Here is a 20,078-nt window from a genome sequence, read left to right on the forward strand (position 1 = left end):
CCGTTAACCTGAGCGTTTGCGATTATTACGCGGTGCGCCGCCACGGCGATTGTTGCCACCGCGACGAGGACCGTTTCCGCCCGGACGGCTGCGGCTTAAGCGTTTTGCCGGCGGCAGATCCTCCAGCAGCGCATCGCTGTTGTATCGACTGACGGGGATGCCATGACCAATATATTCTTCGATTGCCGGCAGGTTAAGGGCATATTCCTCGCAGGCAAGGCTGATCGAATGACCGCTGGCGCCAGCGCGACCGGTACGACCGATGCGATGTACGTAGTCTTCGCGATCGTCCGGCAGGTCATAGTTGAATACATGCGTTACCGCAGGAATGTGCAGGCCGCGTGCGGCAACATCTGTTGCCACCAGAATGTCGATATCGCCTTTGGTGAAATCGTCCAGAATGCGCAGACGTTTTTTCTGCGCAACGTCGCCGGTAAGCAGGCCAACGCGATGACCATCGGCGGCCAGATGGCCCCAGATATCTTCACAGCGGTGCTTCGTATTGGCGAATACGATAGCGCGATCCGGCCACTCTTCTTCCAGCAGGGTTTGCAGCAGACGCATCTTCTCTTCGTTTGAAGGATAGAAAAGCTCTTCTTTTATCCGGTGACCGGTTTTCTGCTCCGGCTCAACTTCCACATATTCGGCGTTGTTCATATGTTCGAACGCCAGTTCGCGTACGCGGAAAGAGAGGGTGGCGGAAAACAGCATATTCAGACGCTGATTGGCGGCCGGCATGCGCCGGAACAGCCAGCGGATATCTTTGATAAATCCGAGGTCGAACATGCGGTCGGCTTCATCAAGCACCACAACCTGAATTGCGCCGAGGTTAATATAATTCTGTTTTGCGTAGTCGATTAAACGGCCGGTGGTGCCGATCAGGATGTCAACGCCGCTTTCCAGGACCTTGAGCTGTTTATCATAGCCATCGCCGCCGTAAGCCAGGCCCAGTTTCAGCCCTGACGTTTTCGCCAGCGGCTCTGCATCAGCATGAATTTGCACCGCCAGTTCCCGCGTAGGCGCCATGATTAGCGCACGCGGTTGGTTGGTCTGACGGCCTTCAGCGGCAGGGTGAGAGAGAAGATGATGAAACGTTGACGTCAAAAACGCCATTGTTTTGCCGGTTCCTGTTTGCGCCTGACCCGCAACGTCCCGCCCGGCTAGCGTGAGGGGGAGTGCCAGTGCCTGAATAGGCGTGCAGTTATGAAAGCCTTTGTTTTCAAGGGCTTCAATCACCGTCGGGTGCAGGGCGAAGTCGGAAAACTTCTGTTCTGTTAAATGTGTTTTGCTCATAGTGTGGTAGAATATCAGCTTACTATTGCTTTACGAAAGCGTATCCGTTGAAATAAAGTTATCCTAAGTTGGCAGATTTTACGCCAACCAGCCAGGTTTAATCTTGTGGAGTAAGACATGAGCAGCGATAAAATCGTTCATCTGACTGACAGCAGCTTTGAAACTGACGTTCTGAAAGCCGAACGCCCAACGCTGGTAGATTTCTGGGCCGAGTGGTGTGGTCCGTGCAAAATGATTGCGCCAATCCTTGATGAGATTGCGGAAGAGTACCAGGGGAAACTGACGATTTCTAAGTTGAACATCGATGAAAATCCTGGCACCGCGCCTAAATATGGCATCCGTGGTATCCCTACGCTGCTGCTATTTAAGAACGGCGAAGTGGCGGCGACCAAAGTCGGCGCGCTTTCTAAAGGCCAGCTGAAAGAGTTTCTTGACGCGAATCTGGGCTAAGTCGATCTGCTTTTCTGGCGTCGGCGGTGCGGCTTTTTTTCACACTTGCTGGACGCCAGAAATTTCGCATGCTATGTTACTTTTACTGCATTCTGAACTTACCTGTAGTTTGAATCTAAGATTTATCCCTTGTTGAACGCTATATTAAGCCTTTCGCTATTAGCGCGTCAGCAATCTGACGGTTTGTACCATCGGTTTCGGCAAGCTTTTCACCGTCTTCTCGTATCAGATCGACATGCACTGCATCAGATCGTCGGGCAGACCGGGAGAAAGCATGCCATTAGACAGGCATGGATCCTATTGCCATACCATCCACGACAAATAGTTCGAGATTTACCCCGAGTTTAAGAACCCACCATTATGAATCTTACCGAATTAAAAAATACGCCGGTTTCTGATCTGATTACTCTCGGCGAGAACATGGGACTGGAAAACCTGGCGCGTATGCGCAAACAGGACATTATCTTCGCCATTCTCAAGCAACATGCAAAAAGCGGCGAAGATATCTTCGGCGATGGCGTGCTGGAGATATTGCAGGATGGATTTGGTTTCCTCCGCTCTGCAGACAGCTCCTACCTCGCCGGTCCCGATGATATCTACGTTTCTCCCAGCCAAATTCGCCGCTTTAACCTTCGTACCGGTGACACCATCGCCGGTAAAATACGCCCGCCGAAAGAAGGTGAGCGCTATTTCGCACTGCTGAAGGTTAATGAGGTTAACTACGATAAGCCGGAAAACGCGCGTAGTAAGATCCTGTTTGAAAACTTAACGCCGCTGCATGCGAATTCTCGTCTGCGCATGGAGCGCGGCAACGGTTCGACCGAAGACCTCACCGCGCGCGTGCTGGATTTAGCATCGCCTATCGGTCGTGGCCAGCGCGGGCTGATCGTTGCGCCGCCGAAAGCCGGTAAAACCATGCTGCTGCAGAACATTGCACAGAGCATCGCCTATAACCATCCTGACTGCGTATTGATGGTGCTGCTGATTGATGAACGCCCGGAAGAAGTGACCGAGATGCAACGCCTGGTAAAAGGTGAAGTTGTTGCATCGACCTTCGATGAGCCAGCATCCCGCCACGTTCAGGTCGCCGAAATGGTCATTGAAAAGGCGAAGCGTCTGGTTGAGCACAAAAAAGACGTTATTATTCTGCTCGACTCAATTACCCGCCTGGCGCGCGCTTACAACACCGTTGTTCCCGCATCCGGCAAGGTGCTGACCGGGGGTGTTGATGCCAACGCATTGCATCGTCCTAAGCGTTTCTTCGGCGCAGCCCGTAACGTTGAAGAGGGCGGTAGCCTGACGATTATCGCGACTGCGTTGATCGATACCGGGTCGAAGATGGACGAGGTGATTTACGAGGAGTTTAAAGGTACAGGTAATATGGAGCTGCACCTTTCACGTAAAATCGCTGAAAAACGCGTATTCCCGGCGATCGATTACAATCGCTCCGGTACGCGTAAAGAAGAGCTGCTTACTTCACAGGAAGAACTGCAGAAAATGTGGATCCTGCGTAAGATTATCCACCCGATGGGTGAAATCGACGCCATGGAGTTCCTCATCAATAAGCTGGCGATGACCAAAACTAATGATGAGTTCTTCGATATGATGAAGCGCTCGTAACGCGCCCGGCCTGCCGGCGATGATATAGGGTGGTAAGGGGCATCGCAGGCAGGCTGTACACTACTTCATCATCGTGTTAATAAAAGCGAAAAACGCCACGTTCAAACGTGGCGTTTTTGTTTCATGGGCTATAGGATACCAGCTGAAAACCGAATGCTATTGGTCCTGAAAATAAACCGGTTATCCCTGTTTTTTACCGGTGCGGCGTAATGAAAGCTGAATTGAATGAGTGCCTTTGGCATGGTCATTGCTTATAATAACGATGCAGTATTCTTAGCAGAGAGCGGGTTAATGTGAATTTACTCAATATGAGTACCGAGCTTGCCATTGTTTTTATTTCTACGCTGGTATTTATTTTTTTTGCTCGCAAAGTCGCTAAGAGAATTGGCCTGGTAGATAGACCAAACTACCGTAAACGCCACCAGGGGGTTATCCCGCTGGTCGGTGGGATTTCTGTTTTTGCCGGAACCTGCTTTACTTTTGCCGTCACCAATTTCTATATCCCCCATAGTACCCTTTATCTTGGCTGTGCCGGCGTGCTGGTGCTGGTTGGCGCGCTGGACGATCGTTTTGATATCAGCGTAAAAATTCGGGCGCTTGTTCAGGCGGTAATCGCGCTGTTAATGATGTTTGTAGGTAAGCTCTATCTGCTCAGTCTGGGATTTATTTTCGGACCCTGGGAGATGATAGTCGGCCCCTTCGGCTATGTGCTCACCCTGTTCGCCGTCTGGGCCTGTATCAACGCGTTTAATATGGTCGATGGCATTGACGGCCTGCTCGGCGGCCTGTCATGCGTAACCTTTCTTGCTATGGGCATCATTCTGCTGCACAGCGGACAATACAGCCTGGCAATGTGGTGCTTTGGTATGATTGCCGCCATCGTGCCCTACATTTTACTTAATCTCGGCGTCATGGGGCGGCGTTACAAAGTCTTTATGGGCGATGCGGGCAGTACGCTGATTGGTTTTACTATTATCTGGATACTGCTGGAAACCACCCAGGGCGACAATCATCCCATCACGCCCGTCACCGCTTTGTGGCTGATTGCTATTCCGCTGATGGATATGGTGGCGATTATGCATCGCCGTCTCAGTAAGGGCATGAGTCCTTTTTCCGCCGACCGCCAGCATATTCACCACCTGATCATGCGTGCGGGTTTTACCTCACGCCAGGCTTTTGTGTTTATAACCCTCATGGCGGCGTTAATGGCCGGTATCGGCGTGCTGGGTGAAAGTCTGTGGTTTGTGCCAGAGTGGTTTATGTTGGTGCTCTTTTTGCTGGCATTCATTGTTTATGGCTACTGCATCAAACGCGCGTGGCGGGTGGCACGCGTGATTAAACGAATAAAAAGGCGTTTACGCCGTCAGCTACCGAAAAGCCAGTGAGGATTGGTGATGCTACAGGTTGAAACCGAAGAGAACGCTCTGGATTTACGGGCGCTTTGCTGTGCGCTCTGGCGTGGTAAAGGCTGGATTATTGGCGGTGCGCTGCTACTGGCTTTATTTGCACTGGCATATTCTCTGCTGGCCCGGCAGGTCTGGAGCGCTACCGCTGTCACCGATCGTCCGGGAATCACCCAGTTAGGCAATTATTATTCCCAGCAGCAATTTATTAACGATATGACCGCCAGGCGTGATGAAGACGGTAACGCGCCGCCGCAAAATATTGCTGATGAGGTGTATAAAGAGTTTGTTTTGCAACTCTCCTCCTGGGACACGCGTCGTGATTTCTGGTTGCAAAGTCACTATTACCAGCAGCTGAAAACCGGCAATGCTGGCGATGATGCCAGAACGCTTGATCGCTTAATCAGCAACATCCAGTATCAGCCCGCCGATCCGGATAAAGGGATTGCGGATAGCGTCCGGCTGATGGCGGATAATGGCGGTGCGGCGAACCAACTGCTGCGCGACTATGTCGCCTTTGCTAATCAGCGTGCAACGGATAATCTGCGCCAGGCATTGGACGGGGCCTGGCAGGCGCGACGCATGCAATTGCACAGTGAGGTTCAGCGCCAGCAGGCTGTCGCCAAAGCGGTATATGAACGTGAGCTTTATAACCTTAAGCAGGCGCTGGCCATTGCCCGCCAGCAAAATCTTCAGCGTATGCAAACCACCACTTTGCCGGACCAGGTTCCGGACTCGGAGCTGTTTTTACTTGGCGTTCCGCTGCTACAGTCGAGAGTGGAGAATTTGCAGGCCATCGGCCCACGCTTTGGATTAAGTTACGATCAAAATCAAGCGCTGCTGGCAACGCTGACCGCCGGTCCGCAGCTGGATAAAACCTTCAGCAGTTGGCGTTATCTGCGCACGCCTGAAGAACCCGTCAGCCGCGATAGCCCGCGTCGGGGTTATTTAATCGCTATGTGGGGCGTGGTAGGTGCTTTGATTGGTGCTGGCGTAGCGCTGGCGCGTCGGAGCAAACTCCGCCGAGAAACCGAGGATATCTTGTGAAAGTATTAACCGTATTCGGTACGCGTCCTGAAGCGATAAAAATGGCGCCGTTGGTTCATCAGCTGGCGCAGGATACTGATATAGAATCACGCCTGTGCGTCACGGCACAACATCGCGAGATGCTGGATCAGGTTCTTAGCTTATTTTCTCTGAAGCCGGATTACGATCTGAATATCATGCGGCCCGGGCAAGATCTGACGGATATTACCGGCCGCATACTTGATGGCATGAGAGACGTTCTGAAAGACTTCCAGCCGGATGTCGTTCTGGTGCATGGCGATACCACAACCACGCTCGCTGCCAGCCTCGCAGCATTTTATCAGCAGATACCGGTTGGGCACGTTGAAGCCGGACTGCGCACGGGAAATATGCGTTCGCCCTGGCCGGAGGAGGGGAATCGCGTACTGACCGGACGTCTGGCTTCATGGCACTTCACCCCCACGGAGAATGCCCGGCAGAACCTGTTGCGGGAAAACCTTCCCGACGCGCAGATTGTCGTCACCGGCAATACGGTTATCGACGCACTGTTCTGGGTTCGCGACGGTATTTTGCGCGATCCCCAGCAAAATAGCGCGATGGCCAGCCGCTACCCCTTCCTTGAAGCCGGTCGTAAAATGGTGTTGGTTACCGGCCATCGCCGGGAAAGCTTCGGCGGGGGATTTGAGCGAATTTGCCATGCGCTGACGCAGCTGGCCCATCTGCATCCCGATTGCCAGATTGTCTACCCGGTTCATCTGAATCCTAACGTCAGCGAGCCGGTGAATCGTATTCTGCGCGGCATTGATAACATCACGCTGATTGAACCGCAGGAATATCTGCCCTTCGTCTGGCTGATGGATCGCGCCTGGCTGATCCTGACCGATTCCGGCGGCGTTCAGGAAGAGGCGCCTTCATTAGGCAAGCCGGTATTAGTCATGCGGGAAACCACCGAGCGCCCGGAGGCGGTGGATGCCGGTACCGTGCGGCTGGTTGGCACTGACAGCGCTAAAATCGTGGCGGAAGCTTCACGCCTGTTAAGTGATGATGACGCCTGGCACGCCATGAGCCGGGCGCACAATCCTTATGGCGACGGCAAGGCTTGCCCGCGTATCGTTCAGTTTCTGAAAGAAAATCGGATCCACTTATGAATTTCAATACCCTGTCTGTTATTGGATTGGGCTATATCGGTCTTCCCACCGCTGCTGTCTTTGCCGCCCGGGGAACGCCGGTGGTTGGTGTGGATATCAACCCGCAAACTGTTGAAACCATTAATCGCGGTGCGGTTCATATTGTTGAACCGGACCTGGATAATATCGTACAGCAGGCGGTGTCTGCCGGCACGCTGAGGGCTGTCGGGCAGCCGGTTAGCGCCGATGCATTTCTTATTGCCGTACCCACGCCTTTCCGCGAGGGGCACCAGCCAGACCTGAGCGCGGTAAATGCTGCGGCTAACGCGATCGCCCCGGTGTTGAAGCGTGGTGACCTGGTGGTGCTGGAGTCGACGTCGCCGGTTGGAACCACCGAGCAGATGGCCGACTGGCTGGCTCAGGCCCGTCCCGATCTGCGCTTTCCTCAGCAGGCCGGCGAAGCGGCTGACGTGATGATTGCTTACTGTCCGGAGCGCGTGCTGCCGGGGAAAGTCATGGTGGAGCTTATCAAAAACGATCGGGTAATCGGTGGTATGACGCCGCGTTGCTCGCAGCGCGCTTGTGAGCTTTATAACCTGATTCTCGAAGGGGAGTGCGTTGTCACCAATGCCCGCACGGCAGAGATGTGCAAACTCACTGAAAACAGCTTCCGCGACGTGAATATTGCTTTCGCCAACGAGCTTTCGCTGATTTGTGCCGATCAGCAGATTAACGTCTGGGAACTGATCGAACTGGCAAACCGCCATCCGCGCGTCAATATCTTACAGCCAGGACCTGGCGTCGGCGGCCACTGCATTGCTATCGATCCCTGGTTCATCGTGGCCCAGAATCCTCAGCAGGCGCGTTTGATTCGTACTGCGCGCGAGGTCAATGACAGTAAGCCCGATTGGGTCATCGAACAGGTAAAAAAAATGCTGGCGGAGTGCCTGGCGGAAACCAATCAGCGGCCCAGCGAGATAACTATCGCCTGCTTCGGTCTGGCATTTAAGCCTGATATTGACGATTTGCGTGAAAGTCCGGCGATGGCTATCACCGGGCAGATTGCGCGCTGGCATCAGGGCGCCACGCTGGTGGTGGAACCCAATATTACAACGTTGCCGTCAAAGCTGCAGGGGCTGGTTGAGCTGGTTGCGGCGCATCAGGCAATAGACCAGGCCGATATTCTGGTTATGCTGGTCGATCACACGGAGTTTCGCGCGCTGGACGCCGGGAAAATAGCCGGTCGCCGGCTGATCGATACCAAAGGCATCTGGCGTTAAGCCTGGGAAGGAGACGACATGCGCATTACAGCCCGTATTGAGCCGCTGGCCTGGGAAAGCGAATTTTTTGGCATTCGCTGCGGTCGTCTGCTGCTGGAAGGTGATGTGCCGCTGGCGGCGCTGCCCATGGATGATTACCAGCTAGTGCAGGCAAAAGTGCCCGCGCAGCGCAGCGCGGAGCTGGATGCGCTGGGCGATGCCGGCTTTCGTTTGGTTGAGGGGGAAGTCGATTTTGTCTTTTGTTCTGATTCCGCCGCCCGGCCTGATGGTATTAAAATCGCCCGTAATGAGCATATTCCCGCGCTAAGCGCCGCCGCCGCTCAGCTGTTCGTGCAGAGTCGTTTTCGTTCGCCCTGGTTTAAACCGCAGGATAGCGGCCGGTTTTATGCGCGTTGGATTGAGAATGCAGTAAAAGGCAGCTTCGATCATCAGTGCTTACTGGCGCTGGATGAGGCAGGCGAAATTGCCGGATTTGTTTCACTGCGTCGGTTGGATGATGGTAGCGCCAGGGTCGGGTTACTGGCCGCGCTTACGCCAGGACAGGGCACGGGGAAACGCCTGATGAACGCTGCACTTGACTGGGCCAGAGCGCAGCGGCTGACAACGCTACGCGTGGCGACGCAAACCAGCAATCTGGCGGCGATGCGTCTGTATACGCGCAGCGGCGGCGTGCCGGACAGCTCCGCCTGGTGGCTATATAGGTAAACTTATGATCCCATTTAACGCCCCTCCGGTGGTGGGCAACGAAAGCGAATATATGCAGTCGGCAATGTCCAGCGGAAAGCTCTGCGGCGATGGCGGCTTCACTCGCCGCTGCCAGCAGTGGCTGGAGCATCGTTTCAACTGCCCGAAAGTTCTGCTGACGCCTTCCTGCACCGCCTCGCTGGAAATGGCCGCCATTCTGCTGGATTTACAGCCGGGTGATGAGGTCATCATGCCCAGCTTTACCTTCGTCTCGACAGCAAATGCCTTTGTGCTGCGCGGCGCGACTATCGTCTTTATTGACGTGCGCGAGGACACGCTGAATCTTGATGAAAATAAAATCGAGGCGGCGATCACCAGCCGGACCAAAGCCATCGTGGTGGTGCATTACGCCGGCGTGAGCTGCGAAATGGATGCCATCATGGCGCTGGCTGCTAAATACGATCTCAAAGTGGTAGAAGATGCGGCGCAGGGGGTGATGTCCAGCTGGAAAGGGCGAGCGCTCGGTACTATCGGGCATATCGGCTGCTTTAGCTTTCATGAAACCAAGAATTACACCGCAGGCGGTGAAGGCGGCGCGACGTTGATTAACGATCGCTCGCTGATTGAGCGCGCCGAAATTATCCGCGAGAAAGGCACTAACCGCAGCCAGTTTTTCCGCGGCCAGGTGGACAAATATACCTGGCGCGACCTGGGTTCCAGCTATTTGATGTCCGATTTGCAGGCGGCCTATCTCTGGGCGCAGCTGGAAGCCGCCGATCGGATAAACCAGCAGCGTCTGCGCCTCTGGCAGCATTACTATCAGGCTCTGAAGCCGCTGGCTGAACGCGGACGGCTGGTATTACCGAACCAGCCGAAAGGGTGCCAGCATAATGCGCATATGTTCGCTATCCGCCTGCGCGATGAACAGGAACGTAGCGCGCTGATTAACTGGCTGAAAGAGGCGGAAATTCTGGCTGTTTTCCACTATATCCCGCTGCATACCTCACCGGCAGGGCAGCGATTTGGCCGCTTTCATGGCAAAGACGAAGTGACGACGCGTGAAAGCGAACGTTTATTGCGCTTACCGCTGTTTTACAACTTGTCGGATAATAATCAGCAGACGGTAATCAACTCGCTGTTGAGTTTCTTCTACTGATGTCTCTGGCGCGTGCATCGCTGTGGACGGCCTGTTCCACCCTGGTAAAAATCCTCGCCGGTCTGGTGGTGGTGAAACTACTGGCGGTGGAGTATGGCCCGCAGGGCGTTGGCCTGGCGGGGAATTTTCGCCAGCTGATTACCGTGCTCGGCGTACTGGCCGGCGCCGGTATTTTTAACGGCGTCACCGCGCTGATAGCCGAGCGCCAGCGGCAGCCAGAAGCATTACGTGCCGTCGCGGGCAGCGCATCGGCAATGGTACTTGGGTTTTCATTGCTGCTGGCGGCGTTGTTTTTGCTGTTTGCCCCGCCGATCAGCCAGGCGCTGTTTGGTCGACAGGATTATGCCGGCGTTATTCGCATTGTGGCTCTGCTACAGGTAGGCATCGCCTGGGCAAACCTGATGCTGGCAATTATTAAAGGCTATCGTGATGCCAGCGCGAATGCGCTGGCATTGAGCATTGGCAGTATAGCCGGCGTGCTCGCCTGGCTATGCTGCCACTGGCTGGGCGGCTACCGGGGCGCGCTGGTCGGCCTGGCGATGGTGCCCGCGCTGGTGGTGCTGCCAGCCAGTTGGTTGGTATTACGCCGGGAACATTTCCCCTGGCATTATCTACGCCCGCGCTGGCAGCCTGAGGTGGTCATGACCCTGGGTAAATACACGCTGATGGCGGTTATCACCGCGGCAACGCTGCCGGTTGCATGGATTATGATGCGCAATCAGCTGGCCGCCCAGGCGGGATGGAGCCAGGTGGGTATCTGGCTGGGGGTGACCAGCATTTCCGATGCCTGGCTGCAGTTTATTACCGCCTCATTCAGCGTCTGGCTGCTACCGACCCTGGCGCGCCTGCAGGATAAGGCGGCAATCAGCCGGGAAATCGGCCGTACACTTTTATTCGTCCTGCCGCTAGTCACCGCCGTGGCTTGCCTGGTCTGGCTACTGCGGGATGTCGCTATCTGGCTGCTGTTTTCTCCTCAGTTTTTGCCAATGCGCGATTTATTTATCTGGCAGCTGCCGGGCGATGTGCTGAAGGTCGGTGCCTATGTGTTTGGTTATCTGGTCATCGCGAAAGCCGCGTTGCGCATTTATATTTTGACGGAGATCAGCCAGTTTGCCTTGCTGCTGGGCTTTTCCCACTGGCTTATCCCGCTGAACGGTACGCGCGGTGCAGCTCAGGCTTATATGGCTACCTATGTGGTGTATTTTGCGCTATGCGTCAGCGCTTTTTTGATTTATCGCCTGCGTAAATGACGATGCTGATACATATACTCGGGGCTGATATTCCCCATCATAATCAAACCATGCTGCGCTTTTTTAACGATACACTGGCGCAGACAACCACGCGACGGCGCCAATTCTGGGTAGTAAACTGCCCGCCAGATCTACAGCATAAGCTGCCAGCGCTGGATATTCGCGCCTTTGCAACGAAAGCGCTGCTGGCAAAAGCGGTAACCGCGTATGCGCCCCGCAATCGTCAGGATCGCTTTCTGTTCCACGGTCAGTTCAATTTGCGAATCTGGTTGGCGATGTTGCGCGGGGCGCTGCAACCCCATCAGGTGCTCTGGCACGTCTGGGGCGCGGATCTGTATCAGGATCGGCGCGGGCTTAAGTTTAGCCTGTTCTATGCGCTGCGCAGGCTGGCTCAGCGCCGGGTTGGCCAGGTGTTTGCTACTCTTGGCGACTTAAGGGTTTTTCATGCACGCTGTCCGCAGATACCCGGCAGACGGCTCTATTTCCCTACCCGAATGCCAGCGGTACCTGCGACGCTACCGTCGCCGCAAACTCTGCCTTTGAGGCTGCTGCTGGGCAACTCCGGCGATGCCAGCAACCGGCATATAGCCGGATTAAAGGCGATTCACAATAGCTTTGGTGATGCGGTCCGGATCACGGTGCCGATGGGCTATCCGCCGGAAAACGAACGCTATATTGCGCAGGTAGAAGCCGTAGGGCGTAGCCTGTTCCCTGCGCATACACCGATTATCCTGCGGGAAACATTAGATTTTGAGCGCTACCTTGCGCTGATAACGCAGAGTGATTTAGGCTACTTTATTTTCGAGCGTCAGCAGGGAATTGGCACCCTTTGCCTGTTGATTCAGGCAAATGTTCCGCTGGTTATTAGCCGCCATAATCCCTTTTGCCAGGATCTGGCGGCTGCGAATATACCGCTGCTATTTGCTGAAGACGCCCTGAACCAGCAGCAGATTGCTGATGCGCGACAGCGGTTGATATCAATGGACAAAACGTTAATTAGTTTTTTCGAACCGGGCTACATTGCCGGCTGGAAAGAACTACTGCAACAATTTGAGGATTAAGACGCATGACGCTTCCACAGTTTAGTGGCCTGTTGGTGGTGTATTTGCTATCACTGGGGTTTGTACTAACGCTCACCTGGCGTGATTTCCGGCGGGTTCGCTTTAGTTTTCACATTTTCTTTTCCCTGCTGTTTCTGCTGACATTTTATCTCGGCTTTCCTCTTTCCAGCATGCTGGTATTTGGTTTTAATGCCGAAATTGTCCCGCCGGTTTATCTGCTGGAGGCGCTGCTTTCTGCTACCGGCTTTTATGCTATTTATTATGTTTGCTACAAAACGCGCCTGCGTCCGCTGCGGGACGGGCCGCGGCGATCGGCCTTTTCCATCAATCGGGTGGAGTATCAGCTGACGGTTGGTTTACTGATGCTGATCGCGCTGGGGTCGGTGGCGATATTTTTTGTTCACAACGGTTTTTTGCTGTTCCGACTGCAATCCTATAGCCAGATATTTTCAGCCGAAGTCTCCAACGTGGCGCTGAAGCGCTTTTTCTACTTTTTTATCCCGGCGATGCTGCTGGTGTATTTTAGCCGTGAAACGCGCCGTCAGTGGATGCTGTTTTTATTGGTTACGGTTACTTTCGGCCTGCTGACCTATGCGATCGTTGGCGGTACCCGCGCCAATACCATTATTGCTTTCGCAATTTTTCTGTTTATTGGTATTAACCGGGGGTGGATTACGCTGTGGATGCTGGTGGCCGCTGGCGTGGGGGGAATTGTGGCGATGTTCTTTTTGGCGCTGGGTCGCTATAACCTGAATGTCAGCGGCAGCGAGGCCTTTTATACCTTCCTTTATCTGACGCGTGATACCTTCTCTCCCTGGGAGAACCTTGCGCTGCTGTTTAGCCATTATCACGACATCGTCTTTCAGGGACTGGCGCCGATGGCGCGTGATTTCTATGTGTTTATTCCCCACTGGCTCTGGCCCGGACGCCCGTCGGCAATATTAAATACGGCCAATTATTTTACCTGGGAAGTGCTGGATAATCATTCAGGGCTGGCGATTTCACCCACGCTGATTGGTTCGCTTCTGGTGATGGGGGGCGTTTGGTTTTTGCCTTTTGGTGCGCTGGTTGTCGGCTGGATAATTAAATGGTTTGACTGGCTTTATCAGTCCGGTCGTAATGAAACGCAGCGCTATAAAGCCGCCGTACTGCAAAGTTTTTGCTTCGGGGCGGTATTTAATATGATTGTACTGGCGCGAGAAGGCCTGGATGCCTTTGCTTCGCGCGTGGTGTTCTTCATTTTAATTTTTGCCGCCAGCGTCGTGGCGGCTAAATTATTTTACTGGCTGCTGGATAACGCGGGCCTTATTCGTTCCGCCAGTGCCATGAGAGTTTTCCATCAGGATAACAATGCATAAATATGGTGTTGATTGAAATTATATGAATAACCAGGGAGAGGAACCACCGGTTTATACCTTACGCGATATAAGCCTGGCAGGCTTTACCAGTCGCGAAGCGTTTATTGCCCATCTTACGGCCGGCGGCGGTTGGCTGCCGGGGATGATTGTGGCAATCAATGCTGAAAAAATGCTGGCTGCCGAACGGGATCCGCAGGTCAAAGCGTTGATTAACGGCGCGCGCTACCGCTATGCCGACGGTATCAGTATTGTGCGTGCAATTCATCGTAAGTATCCCCAGGCCCAGGTCGCGCGCGTTGCCGGGGCGGATTTGTGGGAAGGAATAATGCAGCAGGCTGGTCAGACTGGCGGCAAGGTCTTTCTGGTCGGTGGAACGTCGGAAGTATTGCAGCTAACGGCCGAGAAACTGCGTCAGCGCTGGCAGGTAAATATTGTTGGTATGCAGGACGGCTACTTTACCCCTGACCAGCAGGACGCAATTGTTGAGCGCATTGCTGCCAGCGGCGCAGAAATTGTGACCGTCGCCATGGGATCGCCAAAGCAGGAGATCTTCATGCGTGACTGCCAGGCCGTTTATTCCGGGGCGCTTTATATGGGCGTTGGCGGTACCTATGATGTGTTTACCGGCCGTGTAAAACGCGCGCCAAAAGCCTGGCAGAAATTAGGACTTGAGTGGCTGTATCGTTTTATTCGCCAGCCAACGCGTATTGGACGGCTGATTAAGATGCTGACCTTTATCCGCTGGTATTTGCGAGGCGATCTGTAACGGCCGTGGGATGCTATCTGGTTGCTAAATGGCCAGTTTCTGCCGCAAAGCAGCGTAAATAAGCGAGCAGGCAGCGGTGAGTGCACAAAGCGTAATCAAACGCGTTTTTTTGTGCAAAAACCACTGGACAGCATGGGAGCAAATCCGTACTATGCCCATCCGCAACGGCGCTACGCGCCCGTAGCTCAGCTGGATAGAGCGCTGCCCTCCGGAGGCAGAGGTCTCAGGTTCGAATCCTGTCGGGCGCGCCATTAAGTTGTGCGCAAGAGCTGCGGTGGTAACATTTACCGCGTTTACAAACAAATCATTGTTTCTCTTGTAGAAGCTGTCCGGTAGCAGTAAGTGATTTGTAGAAAGACAGTGGTGGCTATAGCTCAGTTGGTAGAGCCCTGGATTGTGATTCCAGTTGTCGTGGGTTCGAGTCCCATTAGCCACCCCAATTTTGATGGAATGCGAAGGTGGCGGAATTGGTAGACGCGCTAGCTTCAGGTGTTAGTGTCCTTACGGACGTGGGGGTTCAAGTCCCCCCCCTCGCACCAATCAAAATAGCAATACGGCAGTATTTCGGCGAGTAGCGCAGCTTGGTAGCGCAACTGGTTTGGGACCAGTGGGTCGGAGGTTCGAATCCTCTCTCGCCGACCACTTTCAGAAACCTGCTTTTTTAAGCAGGTTTTTTTCTTTTGTAGCAAACAGAGGATGAGAACCTCCGCAGGAGGTTTGAGCCGAGCGCAGCGAGACAACGTTGCTTCAGCAACGGCCCGCAGGGCGCTTCCCGCAGGGATGCGTAATCCTCTCTCGCCGACCACTTTCAGAAACCTGCTTTTTTAAGCAGGTTTTTTTCTTTTGTAGTCGTTTATATGCGTTTGTTGAATAGAATGAGTGTCTCCGAACCCTGGTAGCGCTGTCGTCAGGCGGTGACATTTATCTTGTTGATTAAAATAAAGTTTGATTGCACTGCCATCCGCTGTCTCCGCCTTGCGACAGCCGGAGAGCGAGGCGTCAGCTGCAAAAGCAAACAGAAGTTAGCGCTATTTTGGTAATATTTGTTTAAAAACAAACGGATAGAAATATTTTTTGGCTGATTTTTTATTTGGCACAGTAAATGCTTTATAGAAAAAGTAGATGCTCATTCCACCCCTTATGCTCGCTACGGCCTCATAAACCCAGGAATGACGCAGAGCCATTTACGGTACACGCTGTCCACCCGTCCGCCATGACTGGCAGATGATCGGACATTACGTTGAGTCTTGTACCACCGGTTATCTTAATGACCTGATCTTATGCCTGTCTTGCGACAGGCTTTTTTTTGCAGCGTGAAAGGAAAAGCAAAGGCGGCGCAAGCGCCGCCTGAAGGGGTCAGGGGTTGTTTTTTAAGGTAAGTAGCAGGCCGTCACGACGCATTTGTGCGGCCTCTTCCGGCTTATGAAGCCTGTCGAGCATGTCAGCAAGCCAGGCATAGTCATAAGCATCCGGACGCTGTTTCAGCGCTTCACGAAACGCCTCGCTTGCCTGCTGCCAGTCACCGTGCTGCATCAGCAGTTGACCGAGCGTACTCCAGAGCAGCGGCGTAGCGCCGTGCTGCTTAATTTGTTGGCGTAGTGCTTTTTCAAGCTGTTCAGGGTTGCCATCTTTCAACTTGGGCATCAGGAGGATCAGCCGCTCATCGTATTGCCGTTTCAGACCATCCAGCACGATTTCCTGGGCGGCATGGTGATCGTTACAGGCGATAAGGTGTTCGGCCACCGCGACCTGTAGCGTCATATCCTGGCGGGTTTTACGTCGCTGATTGTGCCACCATTGTTTGAGGCCTTCGCTACCGTTATCCGCCATGGCCTGATTCATCAGCCCCAGCCATGCCTGCTTTTGCAGCACCTCAAGCTGGCTGTCATCGACCTGCTGGTTTTTTTCCAGCGCCGGCAAGATATCCAGCAGAGATGACCATGCACCGGTGCGCAGGTAAGCTTGCTCAGCAAGACGCAATACCTCCGGGTGACGCGGCGCGACCTCAAGCAGTTTATCGATGCCGTGGCGCGCTGCGTGATCTTCATTACGAGCCAGCTGAATACGCACCCGGGTTATTTCTACCGGCAGCCGGTCATTTTCAGCCAGCTCTGCCGCGCGCTCCAGATGCTGATTGGCGCGAATTTCATCACCGCGCTGCTGTGCAGCCTCCGCCGCCAGCAGATAGTTAACGACCGGCTGCTCAGCGTGATCGGCATGGCTGGACATCAGTTTCTCAACCTGCTTGTAGTCACCTTCGGCGAGTTTCATCAGCGCGATCTGCGTTTGTTTTCTGGCCCGGCTGCGCTTACGACCTTTAAACCAGCCGCGAGTGCGGGTTCCGGTTTTAAACAGGCGGCGTAACAGCCATTCCAGCAGCAGAATAACGATAAGCGCAATGAGCAATATAATGACCAGTCCCGTCACGCTGGTCTCGATGTTCCAGCTGTCGGTCTGGATCAGCACGTAGCCCTGATGGCCTGCCAGCAGCGGGCCAAGCACAACGCCTGCCAGCAACAGCAGGAACAGCAATAATACTTTGAGCATCCTTATTCTCCCTGCTGCGGCTGGGGCGCCTGAGAATGCGCGGGCACGCCGGGTTGAGCGAGCAGATTACGCACCCGGGTCTCCATCAGCTTGTCCAGCAGCGGCTGGCTTTGCAGAGTATCGGGGACATCCACCGAAATATTTTCCTGGCTGAGCTCATCAAGCTGCGTCAGAAACGCCTTCACCGCCGGGTTTTTGACGTCATACCAGGCGCGTACCCAGCTCGACACGGTGTCGAGGGATTGCTTATATATTTCATCCTGATGACGCGGCACCGCCTGGGCTGCGATCAGCAGGCGAGAACGAATGTTTTCACGCAGGTAAATCTCCTGGTCCGGCGCCAGAAGCGGCTGCGCCGTATTGTCGCGGCGGCGGATGGTAATAAAATCATCCATAAAGTTATGCCAGCTTTTCACCAGATTCTGGCGCCACTGATGAATAGACGAGGAGAGCTCGCTGCTGTCTGCATCCATTGGCTCATCGTTGTCATTATTATCAGCCAGCGGCAGATTATCGATGTTATTGGAAAGCTGGTTCAGCTTCAGAATGATGCCATCGTAGTCAACCTGACTGACGGCGGATAGGTTGCTGATATCCTGAGTTATCGCCCGGCGCACGTCTATTACGCTGGGATCGTTCATATCAGCCAGCGTCTCATCGGCGCTCTTAAGCAGGGCCGCAGCGGTGGTGACATCCTGATCGCTCCACAGCTTGCGTCCGGCCAGTTTGACCAGATAATCGGCCTGAGAAATCATCCAGGTCCGGGCATCGCTGCCGGTAATGCTGGCCACTTTCTGCCGTAATTCATCAAGCTCTTTCGCGCTGGTGGTTTGCTGCTGGCGAACGTTTTGTAATGCGCCGTCAGCGCTGGTTAGCTGCTGAGTTAGCGTTTGTTTTTCGCTTTGCGTTTGCTGTTGCAGGCTGTCGAGTCTGTCACGCAGCGCCTGGTTTTCCGCAGCCTGCTGCTGTGCAAGCTGGTGCTGGTAAAAATAAAGTCCGCCGCTTAACGCCAGGGCGATAACGATCGCCAGCGCTCCGAGGGCCGTGCCTTTACCGCTTTTTTCTTTACCCGTTTTACCCGTTGCTGATGGGACCTCTTGCGCGGAGGTTGTTTCATCAACGATGGCGGAGTTTTCTTTTTGTTCCGTCATTGTGGCTTATCCCATTGTAAAGTTTATTGTAACGCCCGCAATAACGCGTCGTTATCGGCTCCATCGGCTACTGTAATATCGCTCCAGCCTGATTCCCTGGCCAGAGTAGCCAAACGCGCACTGGCGACAATCAACCGACAGTGCAGCAGCCATTCATCCCGATCCACATCGGGAAACAGCTGATAAAGCTGTTGCAGCATTTCTCCGCTGGTCACCACCAGGGTCGTTACCTGCCGGTCCCGCCAGCGCTTACCCTCAATCGCGCCGTTATAAATCTTTGCGCAGCGTTGATAACATTCAACAATTTTTACCGTGGCCCCACGTTCGGCAAGCGTGGTCGCCAACAGCTCGCGCCCGCCGTTGCCGCGTAGAATCAATGCCTGCTTGCCCGCAACACTCTTTAGCGCCGGCAGCTGGATCAAAATCTCACTGGTCGAACGTTCTTCAGGCCAGACTACAGGGCGGGCGCTGACGGTGTGAAGCGCCAGCGCCGTTTTGCGCCCTATAGCATAATAGTCTACCGAAGCCGGCCAGCGTACGTTTGTTTCGTCTAAAACCGGCTGGGCATAGCTGACCGCGTGCTGCGACAGGGCAAATACCAGATCGCCGGCGTGTAGATCGGCGACCAGGCGAGGCAGTCTGGCAAGGTCATGTCCGGGGGTAAATTCAATCAGTGGCAGCGCCCAGGCGGCTTTACCCATGGAACGCAGGCGGGTAACCAGTTCGTCACCCGCAGGCGAGGGTCGGGTCACCAGGATGGTCATTCGGGCTTACTCTGCTGATAAACTTCCGCCAGGATTGCACGCGCGCCGCGCGCCAGCAGCTCGTCGGCCAGTGAAATGCCCATCTGTTCTGCCTGTTCGCGCGGGCCGCGACGCTCGCCATAGACCATTTCCCGGCCGTCGGGCGAACCCACTAACGCCCGTAGCCAGAGCTCATTGCCCTGCAGCACGGCATAGCTGCCAATCGGCACCTGGCAGCCGCCCTCCAGTCGGATATTCATCGCGCGTTCAGCACGCACCCGCACTTCCGTGTCGTCATGATTCAGCGCACGGAGTAACCGACGGGTATTATCATCGTCCAGTCGGCACTCAATGCCGACGGCGCCCTGGCCCACGGCGGGCAGCGATATTTCCGCCGGTATAATCTGGCGGATGCGCGAATCCAGCTCGAGTCGTTTTAAACCGGCTACCGCCAGAATAATGGCGTCATATTCGCCGGCATCAAGCTTACTCAGGCGCGTGCCGACGTTACCCCGCAGCGAGCGAATAACCAGGTCCGGACGTCGGGCGCTTAGCTGGCACTGACGGCGCAGGCTGGAGGTGCCGACTATCGCGCCCTGCGGCAGGGCGTCAATATCGTCATAATGTGGCGAAACAAAGGCATCATGCGGATCTTCGCGCTCACAAATAGCCACTAATCCCAGCCCTTCAGGAAATGCCACCGGCACGTCTTTCATTGAGTGAACGGCAATATCGGCGCGATCCTCAAACAGCGCCAGCTCAAGCTCTTTAACAAACAGCCCCTTGCCGCCGACCTTCGACAGCGGTGAATCCAGCAGGACGTCGCCCCGCGTCACCATCGGCACCAGCTCGACCTGCAAGCCCGGATGACAGGCCATCAGCCCTTGCTGAACATAACGTGCCTGCCAGAGAGCAAGTGGACTTTGTCTTGTAGCAATTCTTAAAATTTTGTCTAACATGCTTGTAACCGTTTTGATCGTTCATTGATTATCCTATCATTGATATGGGAATCCTGTCAGTTTCCCACGGTCTGCTGGAATGGATTTACGGCTACGTTATCAGGGAACAGATATCCATCTGCGAACAGATCGTAAATTCATGCTAGACTGTTAGCTAGCTTAACTTTCTTTACGGTCAACCTGTCAGGTGTTAGATTGATCACG

Annotated in this window: 17 protein-coding genes, 4 tRNA genes and 1 other RNA gene; 17 read left to right on the top strand and 5 right to left on the bottom strand. The window is 54.3% G+C overall.

Features of this window, described 5'->3' with window-relative positions:
* Positions 1-3: 3 nt before the first annotated feature.
* The gene (rhlB, locus tag BTJ39_RS17945; protein ID WP_078004061.1) at positions 4-1,293 is read right to left on the bottom strand and encodes an ATP-dependent RNA helicase RhlB; all 1,290 of its coding nucleotides are present in this window, start codon (positions 1,291-1,293) and stop codon (positions 4-6) included.
* 117 nt (positions 1,294-1,410) lie between these two features.
* Here rhlB and trxA point away from each other — a divergent pair, with 117 nt between their 5' ends.
* The 17 genes from trxA (at position 1,411) to BTJ39_RS18030 (ending at position 15,279) form a co-directional block, all read left to right on the top strand.
* A complete protein-coding gene (gene trxA / locus BTJ39_RS17950) occupies positions 1,411-1,743 on the top strand; it encodes a thioredoxin TrxA (protein WP_078004062.1) in 333 nt (110 codons plus the stop codon).
* 360 nt (positions 1,744-2,103) lie between these two features.
* The gene (gene rho / locus BTJ39_RS17955) at positions 2,104-3,363 is read left to right on the top strand and encodes a transcription termination factor Rho (protein ID WP_078004063.1); all 1,260 of its coding nucleotides are present in this window, start codon (positions 2,104-2,106) and stop codon (positions 3,361-3,363) included.
* A gap of 293 nt (positions 3,364-3,656) precedes the next feature.
* Complete coding sequence (gene wecA / locus BTJ39_RS17960; protein ID WP_078004064.1) at positions 3,657-4,748, top strand: UDP-N-acetylglucosamine--undecaprenyl-phosphate N-acetylglucosaminephosphotransferase; 1,092 nt, start codon at positions 3,657-3,659, stop codon at positions 4,746-4,748.
* Between the two features lie 9 nt (positions 4,749-4,757).
* Positions 4,758-5,813, top strand: coding sequence for an ECA polysaccharide chain length modulation protein (gene wzzE / locus BTJ39_RS17965; protein ID WP_078004065.1), 1,056 nt, complete (start codon positions 4,758-4,760; stop codon positions 5,811-5,813).
* Entirely contained in the window at positions 5,810-6,940 is a 1,131-nt protein-coding gene (gene wecB / locus BTJ39_RS17970; RefSeq protein ID WP_078004066.1) for a non-hydrolyzing UDP-N-acetylglucosamine 2-epimerase, read from the top strand. The genes wzzE and wecB overlap by 4 nt, the downstream gene beginning before the upstream one ends.
* Complete coding sequence (gene wecC, locus BTJ39_RS17975; protein WP_078004067.1) at positions 6,937-8,199, top strand: UDP-N-acetyl-D-mannosamine dehydrogenase; 1,263 nt, start codon at positions 6,937-6,939, stop codon at positions 8,197-8,199. Before wecB ends, wecC begins: the two co-directional genes overlap by 4 nt.
* An 18-nt stretch (positions 8,200-8,217) precedes the next feature.
* Positions 8,218-8,904, top strand: coding sequence for a dTDP-4-amino-4,6-dideoxy-D-galactose acyltransferase (gene rffC, locus BTJ39_RS17980; protein ID WP_078004068.1), 687 nt, complete (start codon positions 8,218-8,220; stop codon positions 8,902-8,904).
* A gap of 4 nt (positions 8,905-8,908) precedes the next feature.
* On the top strand, positions 8,909-10,039 hold the full coding sequence (gene rffA / locus BTJ39_RS17985; RefSeq protein WP_078004069.1) for a dTDP-4-amino-4,6-dideoxygalactose transaminase: 1,131 nt from the start codon (positions 8,909-8,911) through the stop codon (positions 10,037-10,039).
* A complete protein-coding gene (gene wzxE / locus BTJ39_RS17990) occupies positions 10,039-11,289 on the top strand; it encodes a lipid III flippase WzxE (protein WP_078004070.1) in 1,251 nt (416 codons plus the stop codon). The genes rffA and wzxE overlap by 1 nt, the downstream gene beginning before the upstream one ends.
* Entirely contained in the window at positions 11,286-12,350 is a 1,065-nt protein-coding gene (locus BTJ39_RS17995) for a TDP-N-acetylfucosamine:lipid II N-acetylfucosaminyltransferase (RefSeq protein WP_078004071.1), read from the top strand. The genes wzxE and BTJ39_RS17995 overlap by 4 nt, the downstream gene beginning before the upstream one ends.
* A gap of 5 nt (positions 12,351-12,355) precedes the next feature.
* Entirely contained in the window at positions 12,356-13,708 is a 1,353-nt protein-coding gene (gene wzyE, locus BTJ39_RS18000; RefSeq protein ID WP_078004072.1) for an ECA oligosaccharide polymerase, read from the top strand.
* Positions 13,709-13,730: 22 nt separating this feature from the next.
* Positions 13,731-14,474: a lipopolysaccharide N-acetylmannosaminouronosyltransferase gene (wecG, locus tag BTJ39_RS18005; RefSeq protein WP_078004073.1), complete on the top strand. Its 744-nt coding sequence runs from the start codon at positions 13,731-13,733 to the stop codon at positions 14,472-14,474.
* Between the two features lie 174 nt (positions 14,475-14,648).
* Positions 14,649-14,725 (top strand) — tRNA-Arg (locus BTJ39_RS18010).
* A gap of 112 nt (positions 14,726-14,837) precedes the next feature.
* Positions 14,838-14,913, top strand: a tRNA-His gene (locus tag BTJ39_RS18015).
* Between the two features lie 13 nt (positions 14,914-14,926).
* Positions 14,927-15,013 (top strand) — tRNA-Leu (locus BTJ39_RS18020).
* Between the two features lie 26 nt (positions 15,014-15,039).
* A tRNA-Pro gene (locus BTJ39_RS18025) sits at positions 15,040-15,116 on the top strand.
* Between the two features lie 33 nt (positions 15,117-15,149).
* Positions 15,150-15,279, top strand: a non-coding RNA gene (locus BTJ39_RS18030) — RtT sRNA.
* A gap of 551 nt (positions 15,280-15,830) precedes the next feature.
* Here BTJ39_RS18030 and hemY read toward each other — a convergent pair.
* Genes hemY through hemC form a run of 4 tightly spaced genes read right to left on the bottom strand, consistent with a single transcriptional unit; the run spans position 15,831 to position 19,874 of the window.
* Positions 15,831-17,021 (bottom strand): protoheme IX biogenesis protein HemY, encoded by a 1,191-nt coding sequence (gene hemY, locus BTJ39_RS18035; RefSeq protein ID WP_078004074.1) that lies wholly within the window; start codon positions 17,019-17,021, stop codon positions 15,831-15,833.
* Between the two features lie 2 nt (positions 17,022-17,023).
* Entirely contained in the window at positions 17,024-18,172 is a 1,149-nt protein-coding gene (hemX, locus tag BTJ39_RS18040) for a uroporphyrinogen-III C-methyltransferase (protein ID WP_078004075.1), read from the bottom strand.
* Positions 18,173-18,195: 23 nt separating this feature from the next.
* Complete coding sequence (gene hemD, locus BTJ39_RS18045; RefSeq protein ID WP_078004076.1) at positions 18,196-18,936, bottom strand: uroporphyrinogen-III synthase; 741 nt, start codon at positions 18,934-18,936, stop codon at positions 18,196-18,198.
* Positions 18,933-19,874 carry a hydroxymethylbilane synthase gene (hemC, locus tag BTJ39_RS18050; protein WP_078004077.1) on the bottom strand — a complete coding sequence of 314 codons (942 nt, stop codon included), beginning with the start codon at positions 19,872-19,874 and terminating at the stop codon, positions 18,933-18,935. Before hemC ends, hemD begins: the two co-directional genes overlap by 4 nt.
* Positions 19,875-20,078: the final 204 nt, after the last annotated feature.

The sequence above is a fragment of the Izhakiella australiensis genome (assembly GCF_002006995.1).
GTDB classification, from domain to species: Bacteria; Pseudomonadota; Gammaproteobacteria; order Enterobacterales; family Enterobacteriaceae; genus Izhakiella; species Izhakiella australiensis.

What these genes read in the sequence shown, in the direction of transcription:
- wzxE (WP_078004070.1), top strand. Translation starts at nt 10,039, where the DNA reads ATGTCTCTGGCGCGTGCATCGCTGTGGACGGCCTGTTCCACCCTGGTA.
- wecC (WP_078004067.1), top strand. Translation starts at nt 6,937, where the DNA reads ATGAATTTCAATACCCTGTCTGTTATTGGATTGGGCTATATCGGTCTT.
- hemX (WP_078004075.1), bottom strand. Translation starts at nt 18,172, where the DNA reads ATGACGGAACAAAAAGAAAACTCCGCCATCGTTGATGAAACAACCTCC.
- rffC (WP_078004068.1), top strand. Translation starts at nt 8,218, where the DNA reads ATGCGCATTACAGCCCGTATTGAGCCGCTGGCCTGGGAAAGCGAATTT.
- wzzE (WP_078004065.1), top strand. Translation starts at nt 4,758, where the DNA reads ATGCTACAGGTTGAAACCGAAGAGAACGCTCTGGATTTACGGGCGCTT.
- rho (WP_078004063.1), top strand. Translation starts at nt 2,104, where the DNA reads ATGAATCTTACCGAATTAAAAAATACGCCGGTTTCTGATCTGATTACT.
- hemD (WP_078004076.1), bottom strand. Translation starts at nt 18,936, where the DNA reads ATGACCATCCTGGTGACCCGACCCTCGCCTGCGGGTGACGAACTGGTT.
- rhlB (WP_078004061.1), bottom strand. Translation starts at nt 1,293, where the DNA reads ATGAGCAAAACACATTTAACAGAACAGAAGTTTTCCGACTTCGCCCTG.
- hemC (WP_078004077.1), bottom strand. Translation starts at nt 19,874, where the DNA reads ATGTTAGACAAAATTTTAAGAATTGCTACAAGACAAAGTCCACTTGCT.
- rffA (WP_078004069.1), top strand. Translation starts at nt 8,909, where the DNA reads ATGATCCCATTTAACGCCCCTCCGGTGGTGGGCAACGAAAGCGAATAT.
- wzyE (WP_078004072.1), top strand. Translation starts at nt 12,356, where the DNA reads ATGACGCTTCCACAGTTTAGTGGCCTGTTGGTGGTGTATTTGCTATCA.
- hemY (WP_078004074.1), bottom strand. Translation starts at nt 17,021, where the DNA reads ATGCTCAAAGTATTATTGCTGTTCCTGCTGTTGCTGGCAGGCGTTGTG.
- BTJ39_RS17995 (WP_078004071.1), top strand. Translation starts at nt 11,286, where the DNA reads ATGACGATGCTGATACATATACTCGGGGCTGATATTCCCCATCATAAT.
- wecG (WP_078004073.1), top strand. Translation starts at nt 13,731, where the DNA reads ATGAATAACCAGGGAGAGGAACCACCGGTTTATACCTTACGCGATATA.
- trxA (WP_078004062.1), top strand. Translation starts at nt 1,411, where the DNA reads ATGAGCAGCGATAAAATCGTTCATCTGACTGACAGCAGCTTTGAAACT.